The 20,864-nt window shown below is 53.3% G+C and carries 18 protein-coding genes and 1 tRNA gene; 12 read left to right on the top strand and 7 right to left on the bottom strand.

Going from position 1 to position 20,864, the window contains the following annotated elements; translation table 11 throughout:
• Positions 1-45 precede the first annotated feature (45 nt).
• The 8 genes from QY332_14280 to QY332_14315 all read left to right on the top strand — a co-directional run bounded on the left by QY332_14280 (position 46) and on the right by QY332_14315 (position 8,126).
• The gene (locus QY332_14280) at positions 46-894 is read left to right on the top strand and encodes a 3-hydroxybutyryl-CoA dehydrogenase (GenBank protein WKZ34784.1); all 849 of its coding nucleotides are present in this window, start codon (positions 46-48) and stop codon (positions 892-894) included.
• 56 nt (positions 895-950) lie between these two features.
• Positions 951-1,256, top strand: coding sequence for a hypothetical protein (locus QY332_14285; GenBank protein WKZ34785.1), 306 nt, complete (start codon positions 951-953; stop codon positions 1,254-1,256).
• A complete protein-coding gene (locus tag QY332_14290) occupies positions 1,253-1,606 on the top strand; it encodes a hypothetical protein (protein ID WKZ34786.1) in 354 nt (117 codons plus the stop codon). Before QY332_14285 ends, QY332_14290 begins: the two co-directional genes overlap by 4 nt.
• 96 nt (positions 1,607-1,702) lie before the next feature.
• A complete protein-coding gene (locus QY332_14295) occupies positions 1,703-2,011 on the top strand; it encodes a hypothetical protein (GenBank protein WKZ34787.1) in 309 nt (102 codons plus the stop codon).
• Positions 2,012-2,190: 179 nt separating this feature from the next.
• Positions 2,191-2,670 carry a winged helix-turn-helix domain-containing protein gene (locus tag QY332_14300; protein ID WKZ34788.1) on the top strand — a complete coding sequence of 160 codons (480 nt, stop codon included), beginning with the start codon at positions 2,191-2,193 and terminating at the stop codon, positions 2,668-2,670.
• A 25-nt stretch (positions 2,671-2,695) separates the two neighbouring features.
• Complete coding sequence (locus tag QY332_14305) at positions 2,696-3,184, top strand: transposase (protein ID WKZ34789.1); 489 nt, start codon at positions 2,696-2,698, stop codon at positions 3,182-3,184.
• 72 nt (positions 3,185-3,256) lie between these two features.
• The gene (locus QY332_14310) at positions 3,257-5,377 is read left to right on the top strand and encodes a WD40 repeat domain-containing protein (GenBank protein ID WKZ34790.1); all 2,121 of its coding nucleotides are present in this window, start codon (positions 3,257-3,259) and stop codon (positions 5,375-5,377) included.
• A gap of 589 nt (positions 5,378-5,966) precedes the next feature.
• Positions 5,967-8,126 carry an aldehyde ferredoxin oxidoreductase C-terminal domain-containing protein gene (locus QY332_14315; protein WKZ34791.1) on the top strand — a complete coding sequence of 720 codons (2,160 nt, stop codon included), beginning with the start codon at positions 5,967-5,969 and terminating at the stop codon, positions 8,124-8,126.
• A 220-nt stretch (positions 8,127-8,346) separates the two neighbouring features.
• On the opposite strand, the gene QY332_14320 is transcribed toward QY332_14315, so the two are convergent.
• The 7 genes from QY332_14320 to QY332_14350 all read right to left on the bottom strand — a co-directional run bounded on the left by QY332_14320 (position 8,347) and on the right by QY332_14350 (position 15,277).
• Positions 8,347-8,420, bottom strand: a tRNA-Pro gene (locus tag QY332_14320).
• 276 nt (positions 8,421-8,696) lie between these two features.
• Positions 8,697-9,626 (bottom strand): hypothetical protein, encoded by a 930-nt coding sequence (locus QY332_14325; GenBank protein ID WKZ34792.1) that lies wholly within the window; start codon positions 9,624-9,626, stop codon positions 8,697-8,699.
• Positions 9,627-9,687: 61 nt separating this feature from the next.
• Entirely contained in the window at positions 9,688-11,184 is a 1,497-nt protein-coding gene (locus QY332_14330; GenBank protein ID WKZ34793.1) for a carboxypeptidase M32, read from the bottom strand.
• 173 nt (positions 11,185-11,357) lie between these two features.
• A complete protein-coding gene (locus QY332_14335) occupies positions 11,358-12,050 on the bottom strand; it encodes an SH3 domain-containing protein (protein WKZ34794.1) in 693 nt (230 codons plus the stop codon).
• 2 nt (positions 12,051-12,052) lie between these two features.
• A complete protein-coding gene (locus QY332_14340; GenBank protein ID WKZ34795.1) occupies positions 12,053-13,318 on the bottom strand; it encodes an ABC transporter permease in 1,266 nt (421 codons plus the stop codon).
• Positions 13,315-14,016: an ABC transporter ATP-binding protein gene (locus QY332_14345; GenBank protein ID WKZ34796.1), complete on the bottom strand. Its 702-nt coding sequence runs from the start codon at positions 14,014-14,016 to the stop codon at positions 13,315-13,317. The genes QY332_14340 and QY332_14345 overlap by 4 nt, the downstream gene beginning before the upstream one ends.
• 1 nt (position 14,017) lies before the next feature.
• Positions 14,018-15,277, bottom strand: a complete 1,260-nt coding sequence (locus QY332_14350) for an efflux RND transporter periplasmic adaptor subunit (GenBank protein WKZ34797.1) — start codon at positions 15,275-15,277, stop codon at positions 14,018-14,020.
• Between the two features lie 281 nt (positions 15,278-15,558).
• Between QY332_14350 and QY332_14355 the strand changes: the two genes are divergently transcribed.
• The 4 genes from QY332_14355 to QY332_14370 all read left to right on the top strand — a co-directional run bounded on the left by QY332_14355 (position 15,559) and on the right by QY332_14370 (position 20,817).
• Positions 15,559-17,004, top strand: coding sequence for an NAD(P)-dependent oxidoreductase (locus tag QY332_14355; GenBank protein ID WKZ34798.1), 1,446 nt, complete (start codon positions 15,559-15,561; stop codon positions 17,002-17,004).
• A gap of 76 nt (positions 17,005-17,080) precedes the next feature.
• Positions 17,081-18,379 (top strand): hypothetical protein, encoded by a 1,299-nt coding sequence (locus tag QY332_14360; GenBank protein ID WKZ34799.1) that lies wholly within the window; start codon positions 17,081-17,083, stop codon positions 18,377-18,379.
• Positions 18,380-19,615: a peptidylprolyl isomerase gene (locus QY332_14365; GenBank protein ID WKZ34800.1), complete on the top strand. Its 1,236-nt coding sequence runs from the start codon at positions 18,380-18,382 to the stop codon at positions 19,613-19,615.
• Positions 19,615-20,817, top strand: coding sequence for a PrsW family glutamic-type intramembrane protease (locus tag QY332_14370; GenBank protein WKZ34801.1), 1,203 nt, complete (start codon positions 19,615-19,617; stop codon positions 20,815-20,817). Before QY332_14365 ends, QY332_14370 begins: the two co-directional genes overlap by 1 nt.
• Positions 20,818-20,864: the final 47 nt, after the last annotated feature.

A 20,864-nucleotide genomic window follows, 5' to 3' on the forward strand; every position in this document is an offset into this window, starting at 1 on the left:
ATCGCCCTACGGGCTCCTCGCAATGACATAGAATAAGGAGAAGAAATGACCATCAAACACATCTTCGTCATCGGTGCAGGGACCATGGGCAACGGCATCGCGCAGGTGGCGGCGACCTCGGGCTACCAGGTCACCTGCATGGACGTGGCGCCTGCCGCGCTGGAGAAAGCCAAGGCGATGATTGCCAGGTCCACAGCGAAACTGGTCGAGAAGGGAACGCTCACAGCCGAGCAAAAAGCCGCTGCAGACGGGATCAACTTCACGTCCACGATGGAGGCGATGAAGGATGCAGATCTGGTCATCGAAGCCGCGACGGAAAACCCTGACCTGAAATTCAAGATATTCAAAGATATGGACGCCAACGCGCGCGAAGGTGTGATATTGGCAAGCAATACCTCGTCCATTTCAATTACAAAGATCGCCGCCGTGACTACACGCCCAGATAAGGTCATCGGAATGCACTTCATGAATCCCGTGCCGTTGATGAAACTGGTCGAAGTCATCCGCGGACTGGGCACATCCGATGAAACCACAAAAACCATCGTGGAGTTGTGCAGGGCCATGGGCAAGGAACCCGTCGAAGCCAATGACTCGCCCGGCTTTATCTCAAACCGCATTTTGTGCCCGATGATCAACGAAGCGGTGTTCGCCTTGCAGGAGGGCGTCGGCACGCCCGAAGCGATCGACCAGGTGATGAAACTCGGCATGAATCATCCCATGGGTCCGCTCACGCTCGCGGATTTGATCGGCCTGGATGTGGTGCTGTTCGTGATGGAGGTGCTGCAGCGCGATCTGGGCGAAGATAAATATCGCCCTGCGTATCTTCTGCGCAAGATGGTGGATGCGGGCTATCTGGGACGCAAGACCGGAAGCGGGTTTTACAAGTACGAGTGATCAGGGGGCAGTTATTAAGTTGTGCTATACTTTTATCGGTCGGCAAGGAGATTGACATGGCATTACCTGTTGCAATCGAATCCAGCGCAAAACGATTGTTCCCAAACCTGCAACCTGAACAGGCAATTGTAGAATTGTTGCTCGAGCGCGCCCAAAAGAACCTCATCAAATATCAATCCATGGCGCGTGAATTCGAGTCGAAGTACAGCCGGGATTTCGAGACCTTCCGCAAAACGATCCTTGCATCCAAACCCGATTCGGTGACCGAGCAGGACTACTTTGACTGGGAACTCGCTGTCACAGGCATCGCCGACATGCAAGATGAGATCAAACGGCTCAAAGCATTACAGAAAAATCCATGAACGCGGAACATTTGCCCGCCATCGCAGGAAAGGAACTCGAGCGGCGCAAGTACTTCGTCCGCATGGAGATACTCGACCAGACCGCGAGTCTCGTAAAAATCCGCCTCTACATCACCCCCGACCTGTTTGTCCAAATTTACCACAATGACCGCTATCAGACCACCAATCTGGTTTTGATCCACAATAATCAACGGCTTTACGGGCGCGATGAATTGGACGGTGGCTGGCACAGACATACCCACCTCGCGCCGGAAGAACATGATACAGGCAAAGAGGGACAAAGACCTGTCGAAGTCAGTGAGTTTTTGGACGAAGTGGAAAATGTTTTGGCCGCCCTTGATTTGCCATGATTAACCACGATATCCATCGCCCAGCAAATCAACCCGCCTTGGCGAGGTATCAGCCCTTCTCCCCGTGGGGAAAGTTGGAAGGGGGGGGGCCTAACCATGCCCCATGACCAACCCGACCTCGAAGCAGAAAAGCAAATCCAACAAGCCCTGAAATCGACCGCAACGGAACTTGACCTCCGCAGCATGAAGTTAACCGAATTGCCAGAATCAATCGGTCAACTAGAGCAATTGCGTAAACTTGGCCTTGGGCGTGAATGGAATAAAAAGGATGAAAATAAAAAATCGCCTGACCACCCTACCAGACTCACTTGGACAACTCACGCAGGTGTTGAAAACGGTCACGGCTGTGGGGAATGTGTTCAGGAAGTAGGAATTTGCATGATAAAACAGGGAACTGCGCAGTAAACATCAAAAAATCTAGGGCGCAACCAGGGGGGCAAAGGATCTATTACTCCACCACACACAAGTAAGGTAATTTTGATTATTGACATTGAAAAAAAATATAGTAAACTATTCAGGTTTACTTAGATTGATTTACAATAGTCGGTATGACATGGAAACCATCATACCTAACCCGAGAACAAATGGAAGAAAGACGGCTTGAAGGTGGACGGCTGTTGAAAGCTGGAAAAATGTCAAAAGCCGAAATCTCAAGACACCTCGGAGTAAGCCGGGCCACGGTCGGCCAATGGGCCAGAATCATAGAAACAAAAGGTATGCGCGGACTCCAAAAAAGAAAAGCGGCTGGTAGCGAGCCGAAGTTGAGTAATCCACAAAAGCAAAGCTTAAAGAGGAAGCTGGAACGAGGGGCTTTGGCGAATGGATATCCAACTGATCGCTGGACATTGGACCGTGTCCAAAAATTGATCAAAAGAGAATTTGATGTCACTTATCATCCGAATTACCTCAATCGATTGTTGCGCAAACTAGGTTTCAGTCCACAAAAGCCAATGCCACAGGCTATTGAACAGGAAAAAGAGTTAGTGGAAGCTTGGTTGCTAGGAGATTGGCCAAGGATAAAAAAAGTCACATCGTCTCAAAGCAAAAATCGTATTTTGGGATGAATTTGGGTTCTCCTTTCAAGAAATATTGGCTACGACGTGGGCTCGGACTGGCAAGAGACCCGTTTTTCGACGGGTAACCAAAGATCGTCGAGCGCTATCGACAGCCGTAGCGCTGACACTTACAGGCAAGATCTACAAGAAATGTTTTGAAGGTTCGATAAAAAGCGATAACTTGATTGAGGCACTTGAACACCTCCGTAGGCAGGTACCTGGAAAAATCATCTTGATCTGGGATCGAGCCCGTATTCATCTTAGCAAGCTCACCAAAGCTTATCTCTGCCAGCATCCTGAGATCATGATTGAAGAGTTACCTGCTTACGCTCCACAGCTCAATCCGGAAGAGTATTGTCACGGAAATGTTAAACAACATCTCAGAAATGCTCGTCCAACTTCTAAAGAGGAGATTCGCTCAATGCTTGATCGTGGTTTTGCTCGCTTGCGTCGTCGACCAGACTTACTTCTTGGCTTCTTTCATGCCGCCGGTCTTTCTGTTAGGCAACTTCAGTTAACCTGAATAATTACACCAAATTTATCGTATTTCAACAATACAATAAATAGCATTCGTAACTGGAAAAACGGAGGAGCGATGAATGCAAAAACCCGAAGCCTTGGTGCTCTAATCCTAATCACAACAACCATGCTCTCTGCTTGTGGGACAGTCCAAACCGATGATTCGGTATCAGCACCGAATGTTGCCTCAGTGCAATCAGATGCAGATACTTCTACACAAAATCCGACAAGCACCATACCACCAACAAGCAGCCCCGCCCCCACGGTCACTCCAACACCCAAGCTACCCACCCTGCTCAATACACCCGTGCCTAGTCACACCGAAGTTATATCCCCACAAAACGTTAACAGACTCGTGGAAATTTCACTCTGGGGGCAGGGAGCGCCACATAGCGTTGTGCATTCACCCGATGGACAACAAATAGTAGTTGGGACATCAACGGGGATTTACTTATACGATTCTCAAAGTTTTCAATTAGTAAAGTACATCAATACTCATAATTGGGTTGACCGTGATCGCTTTTTCTCTTTACCAGTTGTCGCAATATCGCCGGACAACATAATTATTGCGGGAGTATCAAACGACAATCAAATCACTCTTTGGGATGCAGTCAGTGGAGAGGAATTGAAAGTATTAATCGGCCACACCAACAGGGTGTCACAATTATCATTCGCGCCAGACGGAAAAACTCTTGTGTCAAGCGCCGACGACAAGAACATCAAAATATGGGATATAGCATCTGGAACTGAATTAAGCGTTATAACAACTCAAGCAAATTCTACTGTTCCCGTCTTTGGTCTCTCGCCAGACGGCGTGACTATCGCCTTTGAAACAAATAACGGCAATGGCGAGATCCAGGTATTAGATATAGCTAGCGGAAAGCAGTTATATAAATTCATAGGACACACAAACTCAACGATAACCCGCATTGCATTTGCTCCCGATGGGAAAACATTTTTATCCGCAGCCGGAGATACAACCATTAAAATATGGGACGTGAATAATGGAAATTTATTAAAAACCCTAAGAGGGCATACAAATCAAGTCAATTGGTTTGCTATCTCGCCCGATGGGAAAACATTAGCATCGACCTCGCTAGATGACACTATAATTCTTTGGGATATAGCAAGCGGAGATAAAATCCAATCATGGGTTGGGAGTTCATGGGGAATAGAACAAATAACCTTCTCGCCCGATGGACAGACGCTCATTTCTACTAGCGGACTCGGTGCTCTTAGCGACGGTTTGAAAATCTGGAATGCGGCTAGTGGCGAAGAACTCTATACAATTAATTCATGCTTTCACAACGATATTGACTTTTCAATGGACGGAAAGCTACTTGGCACTGTGTCTTGCGATGAGAATATCGAGATTCTTGATACAACAATAAGCGATGAAAATATATCTCTCAGCGCACCTGACGCTCGGACAGAACAATTGGTTTTTTCACCGGATGGTACTATCGTGGCTACTGGAGAATACGATGGTACTGTAAGATTGTGGGAAGTAGTTAGCGGCGAAGAAATGCTTATTTTGCCGAAAATACATAACCGTCCCATTGTTCAGATTTTCTTCTTACAAGACGGTAATTTTCTAGTGTCACAGGATAGGTATGGGGTGGTTGTCATGTGGGACTTGGCCGATGGCAGTGAAGTTTACAAAACAAGCGTGGGGGCGCCAATCTCCTTATCGCCAGATGGCAAGGTTTTTGCAGGAGGTGCGGAAATTTCAACGTTCCCAGACGGAACAACTTATAATCTATCTTTTCAAGAGGTATCCCTTCCAAGCTCTATCATACTTTGGGATGCAAGTACGGGACAACAAATCCAAAAATTAAATGGACATAAGGATTACGTTCATATTACAAAATTCTCGCCAGACGGCAAAATCATCGCATCTGCTTCCAACGATGCGACGGTAAAATTATGGGATGCCATAAGCGGCGAAGAGATAATTACATTAATAGGACACACTGAGAGGGTTTTTGATGTGGCTTTCTCACCAGATGGCAATATCCTTGCGTCAGTGTCTAGAGACAAATCGATGATATTATGGGATGTTGGGAGCGGCAAAAAATTATTCGAAATAAATGATATCGCTGGCGTTCCTTACCGTGTGGTCTTCTCGCCCGACGGAAGCAAAGTAGTATTGCTTTTGACTGCTGGCGCAATTCAGTTTTGGGGAATTTACCCATGACAATATTGTTGATTTATTAAGATTGATCTCACACTTGGACAATGTTCGTGTAACTGCATTATACCGAATGGAGAATATGAGATGAGCTCGCGCTGACAGATATGGTAAGTCATCTCGTCAAATTTAGTCTGCGAGTTCAGCACGGGAACTGGACTTAAAGAAATTATGAAACTCCATGCTCAATATGTCTTGAGCATGGAGTTGAAATCCGTGTTGAACAATCTACATTGGGCAGAAATGAATTAATAAAAGGAAAAGACCTGGCTTTGGCGAACTTGTCTGCGTGATCAACAAATGCCAGGAATTCATGTGGATGCATGAGCGCTGCGGGAGAGTATTGAACGATCAAGCCAATGCGAAGGTTGCACTTGCTCTTTGCGACGAGGCATTCCACCGTAAGTGTGGAACTTGCTTTCCGAAGACTCACAACCAAAACCTCTTACTTGCCAACCTTTGTCCAACTAGTCTGCTGTAATACAGCCTGCCTGTTGACACTACCGGAAGGGGAAGTTCATCAGTAGGCATTCGGGGGGATTTCCGTGATAATGAAACCAGAGTTTTTCGATAAAAAATCACAGGAGACAGACCCATGACCATGCCTGCCGATCTTGCAGAAACCACCCTTTTGAAGGAATTCACCTACGAACTGCGCCCCGTCGAACGCGGGTATGCGGGGCGGACGTTGTACATCCATTTGGATGACAACTCCATTTATGAAAAGCCCGTCACGCAGCAGATGAAAGACCTGTTCACAGGCGGGCGCGGATTTGCGCTCAAACTGCTCTGGGATGCGGTCACGCCGCAAACGAAATGGAACGACCCGCAGAATGAACTGGTCATCGCCAATGGTCCGATCTGCGGCATCACGGCGTACCCGGGCAGCGGAAAATCCACGGTGGTGACGCTCAGTCCGCTGACAGAGAATGTGATCGACAGCAATGTCGGCGGGTACTTTGCGCCCTTCCTGAAATTCTCGGGTTTCGATGCAATCGAAATTCAAGGCAAGGCGGCGGATGATGTGGTCATCTTCATTGACGGAGACACGGGCAGGGTGACGATTGAGTCAGACCCGCTCACAGCGTTGGATTCGCATGAAGTGGCGAACCAACTCACAGTCAAGTATGGAGGCGATGAAAAAGGCAGGCGCGGCATCTCGGTCTTGTCGGCGGGTCAGGCAGCGGAGCATACGCGCATCGCGTTGATCAATTCCACCTGGTATGACGTGCGGCGCAAGGAGGCGCGTTTCAAGCAGGCGGGGCGCGGCGGACCGGGGCGCGTTTTCCGCGATAAAAGAATCAAAGCCATTGTGGTGCGTTACACCGACATGGGCGGCGACAAGAACGGCGTGGCGGATATGGCGCTTATCCGCAAGGCGGGGACGCGCATCAACAAGGAGATCACGGAACTGGACGACAAGCAGAACCAGATGCGCAAGGTCGGCACGGCGAACATCGTGGAAGTTATGGATCATTTCGACCTGCTGCCGACGCACAACTACCGCTACGGTTCGCATCCCGACACCCATAAAATTGATTCCAAAGTGTGGAAGGAAGCCTTCACCCAGGGTTTGCCCGACGGATGCTGGCTGGGATGCACGATGAGCTGCTCGCACGGCGTGGACCACTTCCCGCTTCAAACTGGACCGTATGCCGGTCAATGCGTGTTGGTGGATGGACCCGAATACGAGAACGCCGCTGGACTTGGCTCGAACATCGGCAACTTCGACCCGCAGAAAGTGTTGGAGCTCAACTTCTATTGCGACACCTACGGCGTGGACAGCATTTCATTTGCGAACTGTGTTGCGTTTGCGATGGAGTGTTACGAAGAAGGATTCATCACCAAAGAACACACGGGCGGGCTTGAACTGAACTTCGGCAACGGCGCGGCGGCGTTGGAATTGATCCACCAGATGGCGCGCGGCGAAGGTTTCGGCGTGATTGTCGGACAGGGCGTGCGCTACATGAAGGAGCTTTTCGTGCGCGAATACGGCGCCGACCCGAAATTCATCCACGACATCGGCATGGAAATGAAAGGCATGGAAATTTCCGAATACCTGACCAAAGAGTCGCTTGCCCAGCAGGGCGGCTATGGCATGGCGACCAAGGGTCCGCAGCATGATGAAGCGTGGTTGATCTTTATGGATCAGGTGCAGAATTTACTTCCGACGTTCAAAGACAAGGCGGAGGCGCTGCATTACTTCCCCATGTGGCGGACGTGGTTCAGCTTGCATGGACTGTGCAAACTGCCGTGGAACGACATTTCCCCCGCGAACAATAAAGAGACGAAAGAACCCGCCAAGGTGGAGGAGCACGTCGAAAACTACACGTGGATCCATCAGGGCGTGACGGGGGTGCCGACGAAGGTCGAAGATCTGCTGGCGCAATCGGAACGGGTGTACAACTTCCAGAAGGTGTTCGCCATCCGCATGGGACGGGTCGGGCGCAAGCACGATTATCCGCCTTACCGCGCGATGGGACCCGTGACCAAACTCGAATACGAGTCGCGTCAGGAACGCTACGACGAGCAGTTGAAGCGGCTGGTGGAAATTGAACCCGAAGGCATGTCTACGGAAGAGAAGATAGCGCACCTGCGCAAGTACCGCGAAGCGCAGTACGAGCAATTGATGGACGCGGTCTACGAACGGCGCGGCTGGGATGCAAATAGCATCCCCACGCCTGAGAAACTCCGCGCATTGGGCATGGATTTGCCCGAGGTGCTGGCAGCGGTGGAAGAGGCGAGGAAGAAGTAGATAGAGAAGAATCAAAACAGGCAGGTGATGAACCTGCCTGTTTTGATTCTTTTACCACCTATCCCAATGCACCACATCCTCTAGCGCAGCCCGTCCACCCTTCTTTGGCAGCGCGGACAATTTCTCCTCCTCCATTTGTATCATCTCTGTCCAGAGAAACTAACGACCTTGAATAAAAAAGACTCCCTCGGGTTGGGAGTCTTGCGTGCCTTTACTGCAGTCGGGGTGGAGAGATTTGAACTCTCGACCTCACGGACCCGAACCGTGCGCTCTACCGGTCTGAGCCACACCCCGAAATCCTCCCGCAGGGGAGCGTAAAGCGTGCGAATTATACCACTTTGTGGCACGAGTACCACTTTGTACCCATTCTGGGGAGTGACTAAAAGGATGGGCTTTCTGCATAGACCATGAAGCCACAAAGGCTAGAAGACTCAAAGGTTTCTTGGTGGCTTTGTGTTTTAGTGCCTTTGTGTTTTAGTGCCTTTGTGGTTAGCTCACGAAAGTAGCCACTCGCCCCATTCTGGGCATAATGGCACAAGAAACAGCGTGGTTCGTTTTGGGAAAGGCGGGTTACGGATTCAAGATCACATCCACGCTGTACAGGTAGATCAGCCGCCCCAATGCAGGGTCGGAGACGCTCAACAGCGGGTTGTCCTGCCGGAAGGTCAGGCGCGCGGGGGTCGGTTCGCTCACTTTATAGGGCAGGGTGGTTTCAAAGGGTTGGGTGTCGGTGCCATTCAAAGCAAGCACGCGCGAGATCAGCGGTCTGCCATCCTGCGCAATCAGTTCGACAAAAACAGGTTGTTCGTTGAAGGTCCAGATGCGGCCTTTAAGGCCGACCTCCCCCGCATAATAATTGGCATTCTCCTTCAGTCCCTCCACCATCACCCGTTCGTAAATCACATTGCCCGGCGGGTTGACCTGCGCGCTCCCAATGGAATACAACAGCACAGGCAGGGTGTTCAGAGCATGGATGCGTCCAAATTCATCCTTTGTACTGATACGGATGTAGCCCGCTTCGGTGACTGCACGGATCTCAAAGGAAAGCTCGAAACGCTGGAAGGTGCCTTTTGGATTGCGGTCCAATTTTTTTAGGATGCGCTGGAGGACGCGCCCGTCCTCGCCGAGCAGGTCCACCTGGATGCGGTCGCTTTCACCAGCAGCCAGGATGGTCTGTAAAACGAACGGAGACGTCAGGCTGGACAGGGGTCCAGGCGAAATAAAGCGGATCTGGGCGAACTCGGTGAAGCCAGGCACAAAGGTTGGTGTGGGGCTGGGAACATCAAATTTCACTTCCAACGTGGAGGTTGGGAGCAGCGTCTCCGTCGGCGGGATGGTTGGCACCTGCGCATCGGCAGTGGCAAAGGCGGCTTGTCCGGTCAACGCAACCATCGTCGGGAGATAATCCGGCGGTTGAGGCGTCGGGGCGGAGGTGGTTGACTGTGAGCACCCGGCCAAAAGTCCAAGCAGGGAGGCGAGAAGGAACAGGTTTCGCTTCATCTATTGGAGAGGCGCCGCAACGGAAAGGGCGTCTCGTTTGGTCAGCGACGCAGGTCCAAAATTACAGCCCATAGATCTCGCTATATTTCTTCGTCAAATAGCGCACATAGGCGGCAGAGTCGATTCGCGAGCCGGTAACCTTTTGAACAAGGTCCTGCGGGTCATATTTTGTGCCGTACACATAGATTCTTTCGGTCAGCCAGCTGCGCAATTCATCAAATTTGCCTTTGCGGAACTGGTCTTCAAGATCGCGGATATCCTTGGTGACCGTCTCCCAGATCTGCGCGGAGATGATGTTACCGAGCGCATAGGTGGAGAAATACCCGAGCATGCCGCCCGACCAGTGGATGTCCTGCAAGACGCCCTTCGCGTCATTGGGCGGAGTGACGCCAAGATAGTCCTGCATTTTCGCGTTCCAAATTCCGGGCAGATCTTTGACCTTGATGCTGCCGTCCACCATGCCGATCTCGATCTCGAGGCGCAGCATGATGTGCAGGTTGTAGGTGGCTTCGTCTGCGTTGACGCGGATGAGCGAAGGCTCGACCTTGTTGACGGCTTTGTAAAAGGCTTTCACGCCCACACCGTCCAGCTGGGTCGGGAAGGTCTTTTTCAATCCGGGGTAGAAATGCTCCCAGAATGGAAGGGAACGCCCGACGATGTTTTCCCACATGCGCGATTGGGACTCATGCACGGCAAGCGAGGTGCCGCTTTCGAGCGGGGTGCGCTCGTAGGCCGGGTTGACGCCCTGCTCATACATGGCGTGCCCCGATTCGTGCATGGCGCTGAACAGGGTGGAGAGGGGGCTGTCCGCTTCGAAGCGGTTGGTGATGCGCACATCGTTCACGCTGAAAGTGGTCTCGAACGGATGCGGGGCTTTGTCCTGTCGGCCGCGCGAAAAATCATACCCGAACTTCGAGATGATCTTCTCGCTGAAATCCCACACTTTCTTCTCGGGGTATTTTTTATGCAGGAAATCATCCTTCACCTGTTTCGAGCCCGCAATGGCTTTGATCAATTCCACCTGTTTCGGGCGCAGGCTGCCGAAGATCTCTTTCACTTCCGAGGTCTTCATGCCTGGCTCGAAATCATCGAGCAAGACATCATAGGGGTGATCGGCGGGCGGGAAGAACGAAATATAGCGCTTCACCAATTCCACAACTTTCTCGAGGTGCGGCTGGAAGATGGAAAAGTCCGCTTTGCCTTTCGCCTCCACCCACGCTTCGAAGGCCTTCGAGGCGACCACCGCCTGTTCGGCCACGAACGACGGCGGCACTTTTTTGGCTTTTTCGTAATTGCGCGCAGCCACGCGGAGCATCGCGCCGTCGTCGGTTTCTACATCGCCGTATTCGCCCTTCAAGGCGTCCAGCAATGTACCGACTTCATCGGACGTAAATTTTTCCTGCGCGATCTTCCCGAGCGTGGCGAGCTGTTGTCCGCGCGCCTCGCTGCCCCCCGCCGGCAGGTTCACGGATTCATCCCAGCTCAGCACGCTGGAGGCGTGATGCAAGTCGGACACTTCGCCAAGAATCGCCTTGAGTTGATTGAGTTTTTCAGACATGATATTCTCCTATGTGACATGAAGAAACGGCTCAAACCCAACGGATGTCTGATTCTGCCCCCGGAGATCGCCTCCGTTTGAAATTTGACTCGCCGTCATAACTTGATTGTATCGCAAGAAGACTTAAATGACACCCTGCTCCCGAATGGTTGGGCGCTACAGCAACTGCGTCCTCACGGGCATTTATGACGGACACCCAGCCCGTTCACCGTGAGATAGACGGTCATCCCTTCTTTAATATCCACTTTTTGCACTTCGGGCGCACCGGGCACAAAAAGATCATAGGCGGTGTACACGCCCGGATCCACCTGCACTTCATTCAGATATCGAGCATTGGTCCACAGGGAAAACAGGTAAATATCGCCCGGCTCAAGGACAAGGTCATGTTCGGTACAGTTTTTGACATAGGCCGGCAGGGGCCATTCGGTGAAGGTAAAGTTCGGGACGCCATCCAGATCACCGTCGACGCGGGTGACATCCGTCATGACGGATACCCAGCCCGTATGTTCCGAATTTGGGATTCGGATCTGCACCCAGCGTGCGAGCACATCCTGCCCGATGATGCGGGCGCTGGTCCCTGTATAGAGAACACCGATCTGGTTATAGGGCAGACCCGGCCCGCGACGTATGTAGAGATTGCCCTTGACCGCGGTGATGGTCACCTGCGGTTCAACCGTGGAAGGAGGCTCCACGGAGGTTGTTGGAACAGCTGTCGGCATGGCCGGAGGCGCTGTTGTGACGGTCGGGGGGGGCGTAATCTTCACCTCCAGAGTTTGCGATCCATTGTCCAGCGCCTGCTGTGGAAAACATCCCTGAAGAAAAAGAAAAAGGCTCAGGGTGTATAAAACCTTCCGGGATTTTGACATGACTACTCGTAGCGCAGGGCTTCCACGGGCTCAAGATTCGCGGCGCGGCTGGCGGGATAGATGCCGAAGAACAGGCCGATGACGGCCGAGAAACTCGTCGAAAGGATGATCGCATCCGTGCCGACGATGGGGACAAAATTATTCCCGGTGGCGACGGCAACCTGACCGACGATATAAGCGATCAGCCAGCCGAACATGATGCCGATGATGCCGCCGATCAAACTGAGCAGGGAAGACTCGGTCAGGAACTGAAGCAGGATATCCCGTTTGCGCGCGCCCAATGCCTTGCGGAGGCCGATCTCCCTGGTACGTTCAGTGACAGAGACCAGCATGATATTCATGATGCCAATGCCGCCCACGAGCAGGGAGATGCCTGCAATGCCGCCAAGAAAAATGGTCAGAACACCGGTGATGGTTTCGAAGGTTTGCAAAAAATCCTGCTGGGTGAAGACGCTGAAATCATCCGCGCCGATGGGCGTGCGATGACGCTGGCGGATAATATTGGAAATCTCCTCCACCGCTTGCGGGACCGCTTCCGCGGTGGTCGCCTGCACAAAGATGACATCCACTTCATCTCGCGCACTGCGTTTGATCAGACGCGCCTGGGCCGTGGTGAACGGGATGTATGCGGCATTGTCCTCACTCCCGAACGCGCCGCCACCCTTTTCCACCAAAACGCCGATCACGCGGAAGGGCTGTCCTTCGATGCGGATCGTCTCCCCGATCAGGCCGTCGGCATGACCGAACAGCGCAATGGCGGTTTCGGGTCCCAACACGACAACGGACATTCTGCCGAGCAGGTGTTCTTCATTTATGAATTCACCCTCCGCCACCTGCATGTTGCGGACAGGCGCATACGCAGGCGTGATGCCGCTGATGGTTGTGGTGGTGTTCTCGCCGGAGAAAGCCAGGCTCCCGTTGCCCTGTATCACAGGCGCAACCGAATCCACCGAAGGCGCGGCAAAGGGATCGGAGATCGCCTCGGCATCCCCAAGCGTGAGCGGGCGGATATTGTTTCCGCTTCCACTCCCGCCTCGCGGTCCGCCAGGTCCGCCGCCCTGCTGCATCCCGCCGCTGAAGACGAACAACAGGTTGGTGCCAATATCGGATATCGAACCCGTAATGGATGCCTGCGCGCCATTGCCAACCGCAAGCATGGCGATCACCGCCGCCACACCGATGACAATACCCAGCACCGTCAGCCCGGAACGCATCTTATTCCCGTTCAAACTTTCAAGCGCCTCGATGACAGCCTGCCAAAAGGTCATTGCATCCTCCCCTTCTTTTCTTCAACAGAGAGGTCGAGCTCACCGTCGCGCAGGCGGATGACTCGCTGGGTTTGTTCGGCAACAGCGGCATCATGCGTGACGATGATCAATGTGGTGCCGAGGTCCTTGTTCAGGCTGAGCAAAAGGTTCATGATCTCTTTTCCGACCTTGGAATCCAAATTTCCAGTCGGTTCATCCGCCATGATAATGGCGGGATTGTTGACCAGGGCGCGGGCGACCGCAACGCGCTGCTGCTGCCCGCCGGAAAGTTCATACGGGCGGTGTGTCATACGGTCGCTCAAGCCCACCGCCTCCAATGCAGCCTGCGCGCGTTCACGGCGTCCTTCTGTTAATCCTGCGTAGCGCAAAGGCAGTTCCACATTCCCAAGTGCGGTCAAACGCGAAAGTAAATTAAAACTTTGAAAGACAAAGCCCACCTTGCGGTTGCGGACACTGGCGAGCTGGTCATCGTCCATATCAGCGACCGACTCCCCATCCAGAATATATTCGCCGGAGGTCGGCCTGTCCAGACAGCCCAGCGTATTCATCATGGTGGATTTGCCCGAGCCCGAAGGCCCCATAATGGAAATCATTTCACCGCGCTCGATATTAAAGGAAACATCGTGCAAAGCCCGCACTTCGAACTCGCCCATCATATAGGTTTTTGTCAGGTTGCGCGCTTCGATCACCCAATCCATTTCAGCCTCCAAACATGCCCCCATTAAGCGACGGCGGATTAAGGATGATCAGGTCACCCTCGTTGATATCACCTCCCACAAGGACGCTCATCGTATCGGATGACGCACCGAGTCTTATTTTGACCTGAACCGGCATGCCATTTTCAAGCAGGTACACCACTCGACTCCCATCCACCAGGCGGACGGAGCGGTTGGGTATCAGGAGTATGTCCTTCACCTCCTCCACCACAATGCTGACAGCCGCAGTCATTCCGGGTTTTACCAGTTCGTCAGCATCGGTCAGTTCCATGGTCACGGTAAAGCTGACCACGCCTTGCAGCGTGTCGCCAGCCTGCCCCACCTGCACAACCTTGCCATGATATTCCCTGCCGAGGATCGCATCAAATGTCAACGCCGCAGGTTGACCGACAGCGATGCTGTTTATATCCACTTCGGAAACCTGTACATCCACCAGCAAATGCGAAAGATCATCAATGCGGAATCCAACTGTCCCGGCAGAGACCTGGTCTCCAACGGCGGGATTCAATTGAGTGATCGTCCCATCAAAAGGCGCGGTCAACCGAGCTTGATTCAGTGTGGCTTGTGCGGCGGCAACCCGCGCTTGTGCGGCGGCAACCTCATCAGAGTCCGGGCCCCTTAGGAGGCGCTCATAGGCACGGCGGGCATCGTTGAGCCGGGATTCCGCCAGTGCAAGGTCTTTATCCGCCTGGTCAATGGTCGCCTGGCTGGCGTACCCCCTGTATTCCCTTACTTTAAGGTTGCCGAACTGGTCGTAGACATAGTCCTTGATGTCAATCTTTCCGTTCAATTTTATGCGCCAGTTATACGCCTTGTCATATGCCTTTTCCGCTTTGTCCACAGCCTGTTGCGCTTCGAGCAGGGCGGTGTTGGAGATGAGCAAATCGTCCAGGGACTTTTGCGCGCCCACCAAATCTGCCTCTGCGAGGATAATGTTCTGGCTGAGCGTTGTCTTATCAAGGCGCGCCAGCACATCGTCACGAGAGACGCGGCTTCCCACCTGCACATTGACAGTCTCCACGATCCCGTTCGTCTGCCAGATGAGCGTGGCGCTTTGCCTCGCGCGGACACTCCCCGTAGCGCCGACGGAGGCAACCAAATTCCCGCGTTCAACAGCCGTCGTTTCAAAAAGCGCAGCCGGTTCCCCGCCTGAAGTCGCAAAGACGACAATCAGCAAAACGATGACAACCACACCCATAATGATCCAGGTGCGGCGGGAAAATCTTGTGAAAAATTGTTTCATTAATGCAATCCTCCGTAAATACAGTCAGCCAATCCATGGGTAATCTTACGAGACTGCGCAATGGAGTGTACCAAACGATTGAGTAAAAAATGTGTAGGGCGATTCTAATTCAGGTGCGTGAAATTGAACCCTTTTAATGCCCGACATTAATAATTGTCTAACAAGTAATTTGTGACGATTGTCTTTTGGTTTGGTGACATTTACGCCTATGTCTGTCCGAATAGATTGGGTATCATCACAGCAGCGACTTTATATGTACGTTTTCATATTGATTCGGAGGCATGATGCAGGCTGTCCCCAGTGAATTTTTGGCAATTGACCGCAAGGAACGCGCAAACCGTCCATTTTTCGACCTCGACCTGCGCCCGCCCGAAGTCCGTACCTGCGACTTCGACGATGTGGTCATCGAATTTGACCCTGAACGCGCCATGCTGGAAGCGGCGCGTTGTATTCATTGTCCCGACCCCGCCCCCTGCATGGTTGCCTGCCCAACCGCCAATGACATCCCCTCCGCCATGTGGCTGATCGAGCAGGGTCGTTTTGTGGAAGCGGCTGGTATCTATCACAAAACCAGCACGCTCCCCGAAGTGTGCGGACGGGTCTGTCCACATGAAGCGCTATGCCAGGGTTCATGTGTTTTGAACAAACATCACCAGCCCGTGCTTTGCGGCGAATTGGAAGCCTTCACAGTGGATTATGAACGCCGTACGCAGGGATATGCGATCCCCGTCGGCTCACCGAATGGAATGAAAGTTGCCATCATCGGCGCAGGTCCCGCCGGGCTGGGCTGCGCGGACATCCTTGTACAAAAAGGGTATGGCGTAACCATATTCGAATCCAAACCTGCGCCCGGCGGACTGCTTGTGTACGGCATTCCAAATTTCAAACTGCCCAAGGATGTCTGGCAGGAAAAATGGGAGGAGTTTGAACGTGCCGGTGTGAAATTTGTGCCAAACACCTACATTGGAAAAGACAAAACCATCGATGGCCTGTTTAAAGAAGGCTTTGAAGCTGTATTCATCGGCGTTGGTTCCGAGATCGATGCAAAAATGGAGGATACGCCCGGCACAGATTTGCCGGGCGTGTATGAAGCCACAGACTTCCTCATCCGTGGGAATGTGGAACCTGAACTGCTCCCCGAAGACATGCGCCGGCCGCTTGAAATCGGCAGGCGCGTCGTGGTCATCGGCGGCGGCGACACAGCCTCCGATTGTCTGCGAACCGCACTCCGCCTCGGCGCGGAGGATGTCACCTGCCTGTACCGCCGCACGGAAAAGGAAATGCCCGGCGGAAAGAAAGACCGGCAAATGGCGCGGGAGGAGGGTGCTAAATACCGCTTCCTCACCCAGCCCGTTAAATTCATCGCCGGTGCGGATGGAAAACTCGCGGCTGTTGAGTGTATTGAAATGAAACTGGGCGAACCGGACGCAAAGGGACGCCGCAAGCCCGTTCCGGTGGAAGGCTCGAATTTCAGCGTCGCTGCGGATACAGCCATCCTGGCGCTCGGTTACTGGCCCGATCCGATCATCGGTAAAACCACGCCGGATCTTGAAACCCATAGCTGGGGCTTGATCAGCGTCAAGAACAAAGCCAGCGGCGAAACCACGCGCGAAGGCGTATTCTCCGCAGGCGACTGTGTCACCGGACCAGACCTCGTTGTCACAGCCATGGTCGGCGGAAGAAGAGCGGCGCTTGCCATCGACGATTATTTGAAAAACAAGAAATAACCTGTTGTGAGGGCAGGGTGCACAAGCAGGGCGGGGCTGTTCAGCCCCGCCCTGCGATTTTGTTATAATCCAGCCCATGTTTCAACGCATTCTACGCGGGCTCGAAATAATCACAGCGCTCGTACTTCTCGCCGCACTGACAGGCTATGGCAACCCTTCCATCACCAATCCCATCGAAAAGGTGCGCGCCTATACGCGCCGCATCGAATTCAATTACATCACCTGGATGTCGAATGCCGCAGTGGTCAAGATGCGCGCCGCATCCGTCGGGCTGCCCCACACCCTCGAGCGCGGCACGCAAAAGCAGATCGTCAACGAATACCTGCGAGCCACACAGCTTATCCTTGAAAAGGAACATGTGCTTGCACAGATCTATGCAGACGCCGCAATCACCGAAAAGGAACTCGCCTCCGGGTCGTTGCGCAGCGAACTTGCCAAACTACATGCAAGACAAAGCGAACTTGCCCCGCTCGCAGAGGCAATCCTGCAGGAACAGGTCAGTCAGATCCTGGCGGAGATCGGGCTGACCACTGTCGGTCAGCCCGTACCGAACGTGTGGTATCACTCCACCCCCCTTCCCATGGCACTCATCGTTTCCCCGCGCGACCGCATTCAGCAGATCGCCAACATCTCCGTGGACACAAATTTGACAGTCGCTGAACAAGCCGCGCTCGAAGGTCGCGTGGACGGCGGACTTAACACAGCCTCGCTCGTGGTGAACATCGGTGGCGTAGGCGTGTATCCGACGATGGTCATGCGCACCACGAATTTTAACTGGATGCTCAACACTATCGCGCATGAATGGATCCATAACTACCTCACACTCCGCCCGCTTGGATTCTTATATGACAATACACCTGAACTCCGCACCATGAACGAGACCACCGCATCCATTGCAGGGGATGAGATCGGCGCACTGGTCATCGAACGCTTTTATCCCGAACTCCAAACCGCTTCCCCCTCAAACCCGCCGATCACATTCAGGACAGGCCCAAGCCTGATCTCTGCTCCGTTTAAGCATCCCCACCCCGCAGCTATTCCGCGCGCCCAATTTGACTTCCGCGCAGAAATGCATGCAACCCGCATCACAACCGACACCCTGCTTGCGGAGGGCAGGATCGAGGAGGCGGAGGCCTACATGGAGGAACGCCGCCTGATATTCCTGGAGAACGGCTACTTGCTTCGCAAGATCAACCAGGCATATTTTGCGTTTTACGGTGCATATGCGGATACGCCCGGCGGCGCGGCGGGAGAAGACCCCGTCGGTCCCGCCGTGCGCGCCTTGCGCGCCCAAAGCGAATCGCTGGCAGATTTCGTAAATACCATGTCGTGGATGTGGAGTTTCGAACAATTACAGAAGGCAGTTAACCAATAAATGAAACATACCCTGTTGACATTGCTGCTGTGCGGTGCGAGCATCTTCATGCTTGGCGCGTGCGCCCATGAAACAGAAATCCCATCCACGCCTGTGCTGATCGTTGAAGACCCGATCATCCTGGATACACCCACACCCGCGGTTGGTTGTTCCGTTGTTCTCGTCGAACCCACTCCCGTTCCGAACTCCGCATCTGATTTCCCGCCCGTCAGCGCGGGGGATTTTTCCATTGGTCCCGTGGATGCCCCCGTGACCCTTATTGAATACTGCGATTTCCAGTCGCAGGGATGCAGGAGCATGGCAACTGTCATTGCGGAGTTGATGCGGAATCACGATGATGTGCGTTTCGTTTTCCGCCCCCTGCCATTGATCGGCGTTTTGGATAAATCGGAGCGGGCCATGCTCGCTGCGCTGGCCGCGGATGAGCAGGGCCGGTTCTGGGCCATGTATGACCTGCTGTTCGTAAGGTACGATGAGTGGATCCATTTACGGACGGGCGAGTTCGATGCCTGGGTGATAAGGGAGGCCGCAAAGATCGGCCTGGACGGCGACCGGCTGCGGGCGACAATCCATGCCGATGAAACAAACACCAGGCTGATGTCGATGTATGAGGCGGCAAGGCAGTTGAAGATTCCCGCCGTTCCGCTGATCCTCTTGAACGGCGGCCAATTCTTTCTTCTCGATTACAAAAACATAAGTGATACCATCGGTTTGATCGCCCTTGGAAAAAAACAGTTCACGGAATGCCCGCCGTTCAATATCGACCCTTCGAAACAGTACATTGCCGTGCTCGAAACAGAAAAAGGCGACATCCTGATCGAGTTGTATCCCGACAAGGCGCCGCTGGCGGTGAATTCATTTGTGTTCCTGGCACGCGCAGGCTGGTTTGACGGCGTGACCTTTCACCGTGTGATCCCAGGCTTTGCAGCGCAGGCGGGCGACCCCAGCGGCACAGGCAGGGGCAACCCCGGCTATTTTTTCAATAATGAGATCAATACCCTGAAATTCGACAGGCCCGGTTTGCTTGGCATGGCAAACTCCGGACCCGATACAAATGGCAGCCAGTTCTTCATTACATTCGCCCCCGCGCCGCACCTGGACGGCGCATACACGATCTTCGGACGCGTGCTCAGCGGCCTGGATGTGGCAGAGCAATTAACACCGCGTGACACCGAACAGGGAGCACTCCTGCCGCCGGGTGATAAGATCATCAGCGTGACGATAGAAGAGAAATAATGCAGGCAAACAAAACCCATTGGGCATCCGTTCTGACACTGATCGTTTTTGGAATCAGTGCGGTGGCATTCCTTTTAATTTCATCCGGGCTGGGTATTTCCTCGCTGGTCAGGCTGCTTACAAACAGAGGCAACCCGGCGGCCGAAATGATCAGTGCCTTTGCCTTTGGGTTTGAACTGTTTGTTTTAATCGTGTGCTCATGGTTTGTCCTGCAAAAAGCAAGGGGATATGAACAAGCCAATCTGCCGTTCGAATTTCCCTTTGCAGGCTGGCAGGTTTTCGCAATCATTGGGGTTGTGTCTTTCTCCGTGATCATCGGCGGAATGGTTTCCTTCACAGGGATCGCGTGGCTGGGCTGGATGACCCTGCCTGTCTTGACCGTGCTCGTGATCGCCCCGCCCATCTGGCTGTTGTTCGGCATTGGGGCAAACGGACTGGAGATCGGTCCGCGCTGGCGCGTTTTTGCCGTACTCGGCCTGAGCATGACCCTTGCTCCTTTGATCATGCTCACGATTGAAATCGCTGCGCTTTTGGGAATCGGCATAGGCGGCTCTGTGCTGGTCGCCATATTCAACCCGTCGCTCTTTGAGGAGATATTGAGTCTCGTTCGCATCCTTGAACTTGAAACAAACGAGACCGTAATCCTGAATTTACTTTCACCGTTCATCACAAACCCCGTCGCCATTGCAACAGGCATCGGGTACATTGCAGTGCTTGTCCCGCTGGTGGAGGAATTGTTCAAACCGCTGGCAGTCTGGCTTTTTGCAAGACAGATCGAGTCGCCCGCTCAGGGTTTTGTGATGGGCTTGATCAGCGGTGCGGCATTCGCATTATTCGAAAGCCTGAACGCAAGCGCGGACGGCTCGGTCAGCTGGGCGGTCATCGTCAGCATACGTGCAGGCACCAGCCTCCTGCACATGGCAACATCGGGCCTGGTCGGCTGGGGGATCGTTTCAGCGGTTAAGGAGAAGCATATCAAACTGTTGGTCGGCGCATACCTTGCCGCCACCTTGGTCCACGGCATTTGGAATGCATGCGCCGCAGGGATGGGTCTCTCCGTCCTCGGCGAATCGGTTGGCAGGCCGGAATGGCTGTTCAATTTTCTCCCGGCCCTGCTATGCGGACTGTTTGTGCTTGGAATTGGAATGTTCGCCGTTCTACTTGCATCCAACCGCAAACTCAGAAATACGCCCGCCCCATAGACTCAGATTCCGGGAGTGGCTACTTTCGTGGGCTCACCACAAAGGCA

The organism is Anaerolineales bacterium, from assembly GCA_030583885.1.
GTDB lineage: Bacteria > Chloroflexota > Anaerolineae > Anaerolineales > Villigracilaceae > Villigracilis.

Coding starts and splice junctions, on each gene's coding strand:
- QY332_14280 (WKZ34784.1), top strand. CDS start 46: ATGACCATCAAACACATCTTCGTCATCGGTGCAGGGACCATGGGCAAC.
- QY332_14285 (WKZ34785.1), top strand. CDS start 951: ATGGCATTACCTGTTGCAATCGAATCCAGCGCAAAACGATTGTTCCCA.
- QY332_14290 (WKZ34786.1), top strand. CDS start 1,253: ATGAACGCGGAACATTTGCCCGCCATCGCAGGAAAGGAACTCGAGCGG.
- QY332_14295 (WKZ34787.1), top strand. CDS start 1,703: ATGCCCCATGACCAACCCGACCTCGAAGCAGAAAAGCAAATCCAACAA.
- QY332_14300 (WKZ34788.1), top strand. CDS start 2,191: ATGGAAGAAAGACGGCTTGAAGGTGGACGGCTGTTGAAAGCTGGAAAA.
- QY332_14310 (WKZ34790.1), top strand. CDS start 3,257: ATGAATGCAAAAACCCGAAGCCTTGGTGCTCTAATCCTAATCACAACA.
- QY332_14315 (WKZ34791.1), top strand. CDS start 5,967: ATGACCATGCCTGCCGATCTTGCAGAAACCACCCTTTTGAAGGAATTC.
- QY332_14325 (WKZ34792.1), bottom strand. CDS start 9,626: ATGAAGCGAAACCTGTTCCTTCTCGCCTCCCTGCTTGGACTTTTGGCC.
- QY332_14330 (WKZ34793.1), bottom strand. CDS start 11,184: ATGTCTGAAAAACTCAATCAACTCAAGGCGATTCTTGGCGAAGTGTCC.
- QY332_14335 (WKZ34794.1), bottom strand. CDS start 12,050: ATGTCAAAATCCCGGAAGGTTTTATACACCCTGAGCCTTTTTCTTTTT.
- QY332_14340 (WKZ34795.1), bottom strand. CDS start 13,318: ATGACCTTTTGGCAGGCTGTCATCGAGGCGCTTGAAAGTTTGAACGGG.
- QY332_14345 (WKZ34796.1), bottom strand. CDS start 14,016: ATGGATTGGGTGATCGAAGCGCGCAACCTGACAAAAACCTATATGATG.
- QY332_14350 (WKZ34797.1), bottom strand. CDS start 15,277: ATGAAACAATTTTTCACAAGATTTTCCCGCCGCACCTGGATCATTATG.
- QY332_14355 (WKZ34798.1), top strand. CDS start 15,559: ATGATGCAGGCTGTCCCCAGTGAATTTTTGGCAATTGACCGCAAGGAA.
- QY332_14360 (WKZ34799.1), top strand. CDS start 17,081: ATGTTTCAACGCATTCTACGCGGGCTCGAAATAATCACAGCGCTCGTA.
- QY332_14365 (WKZ34800.1), top strand. CDS start 18,380: ATGAAACATACCCTGTTGACATTGCTGCTGTGCGGTGCGAGCATCTTC.
- QY332_14370 (WKZ34801.1), top strand. CDS start 19,615: ATGCAGGCAAACAAAACCCATTGGGCATCCGTTCTGACACTGATCGTT.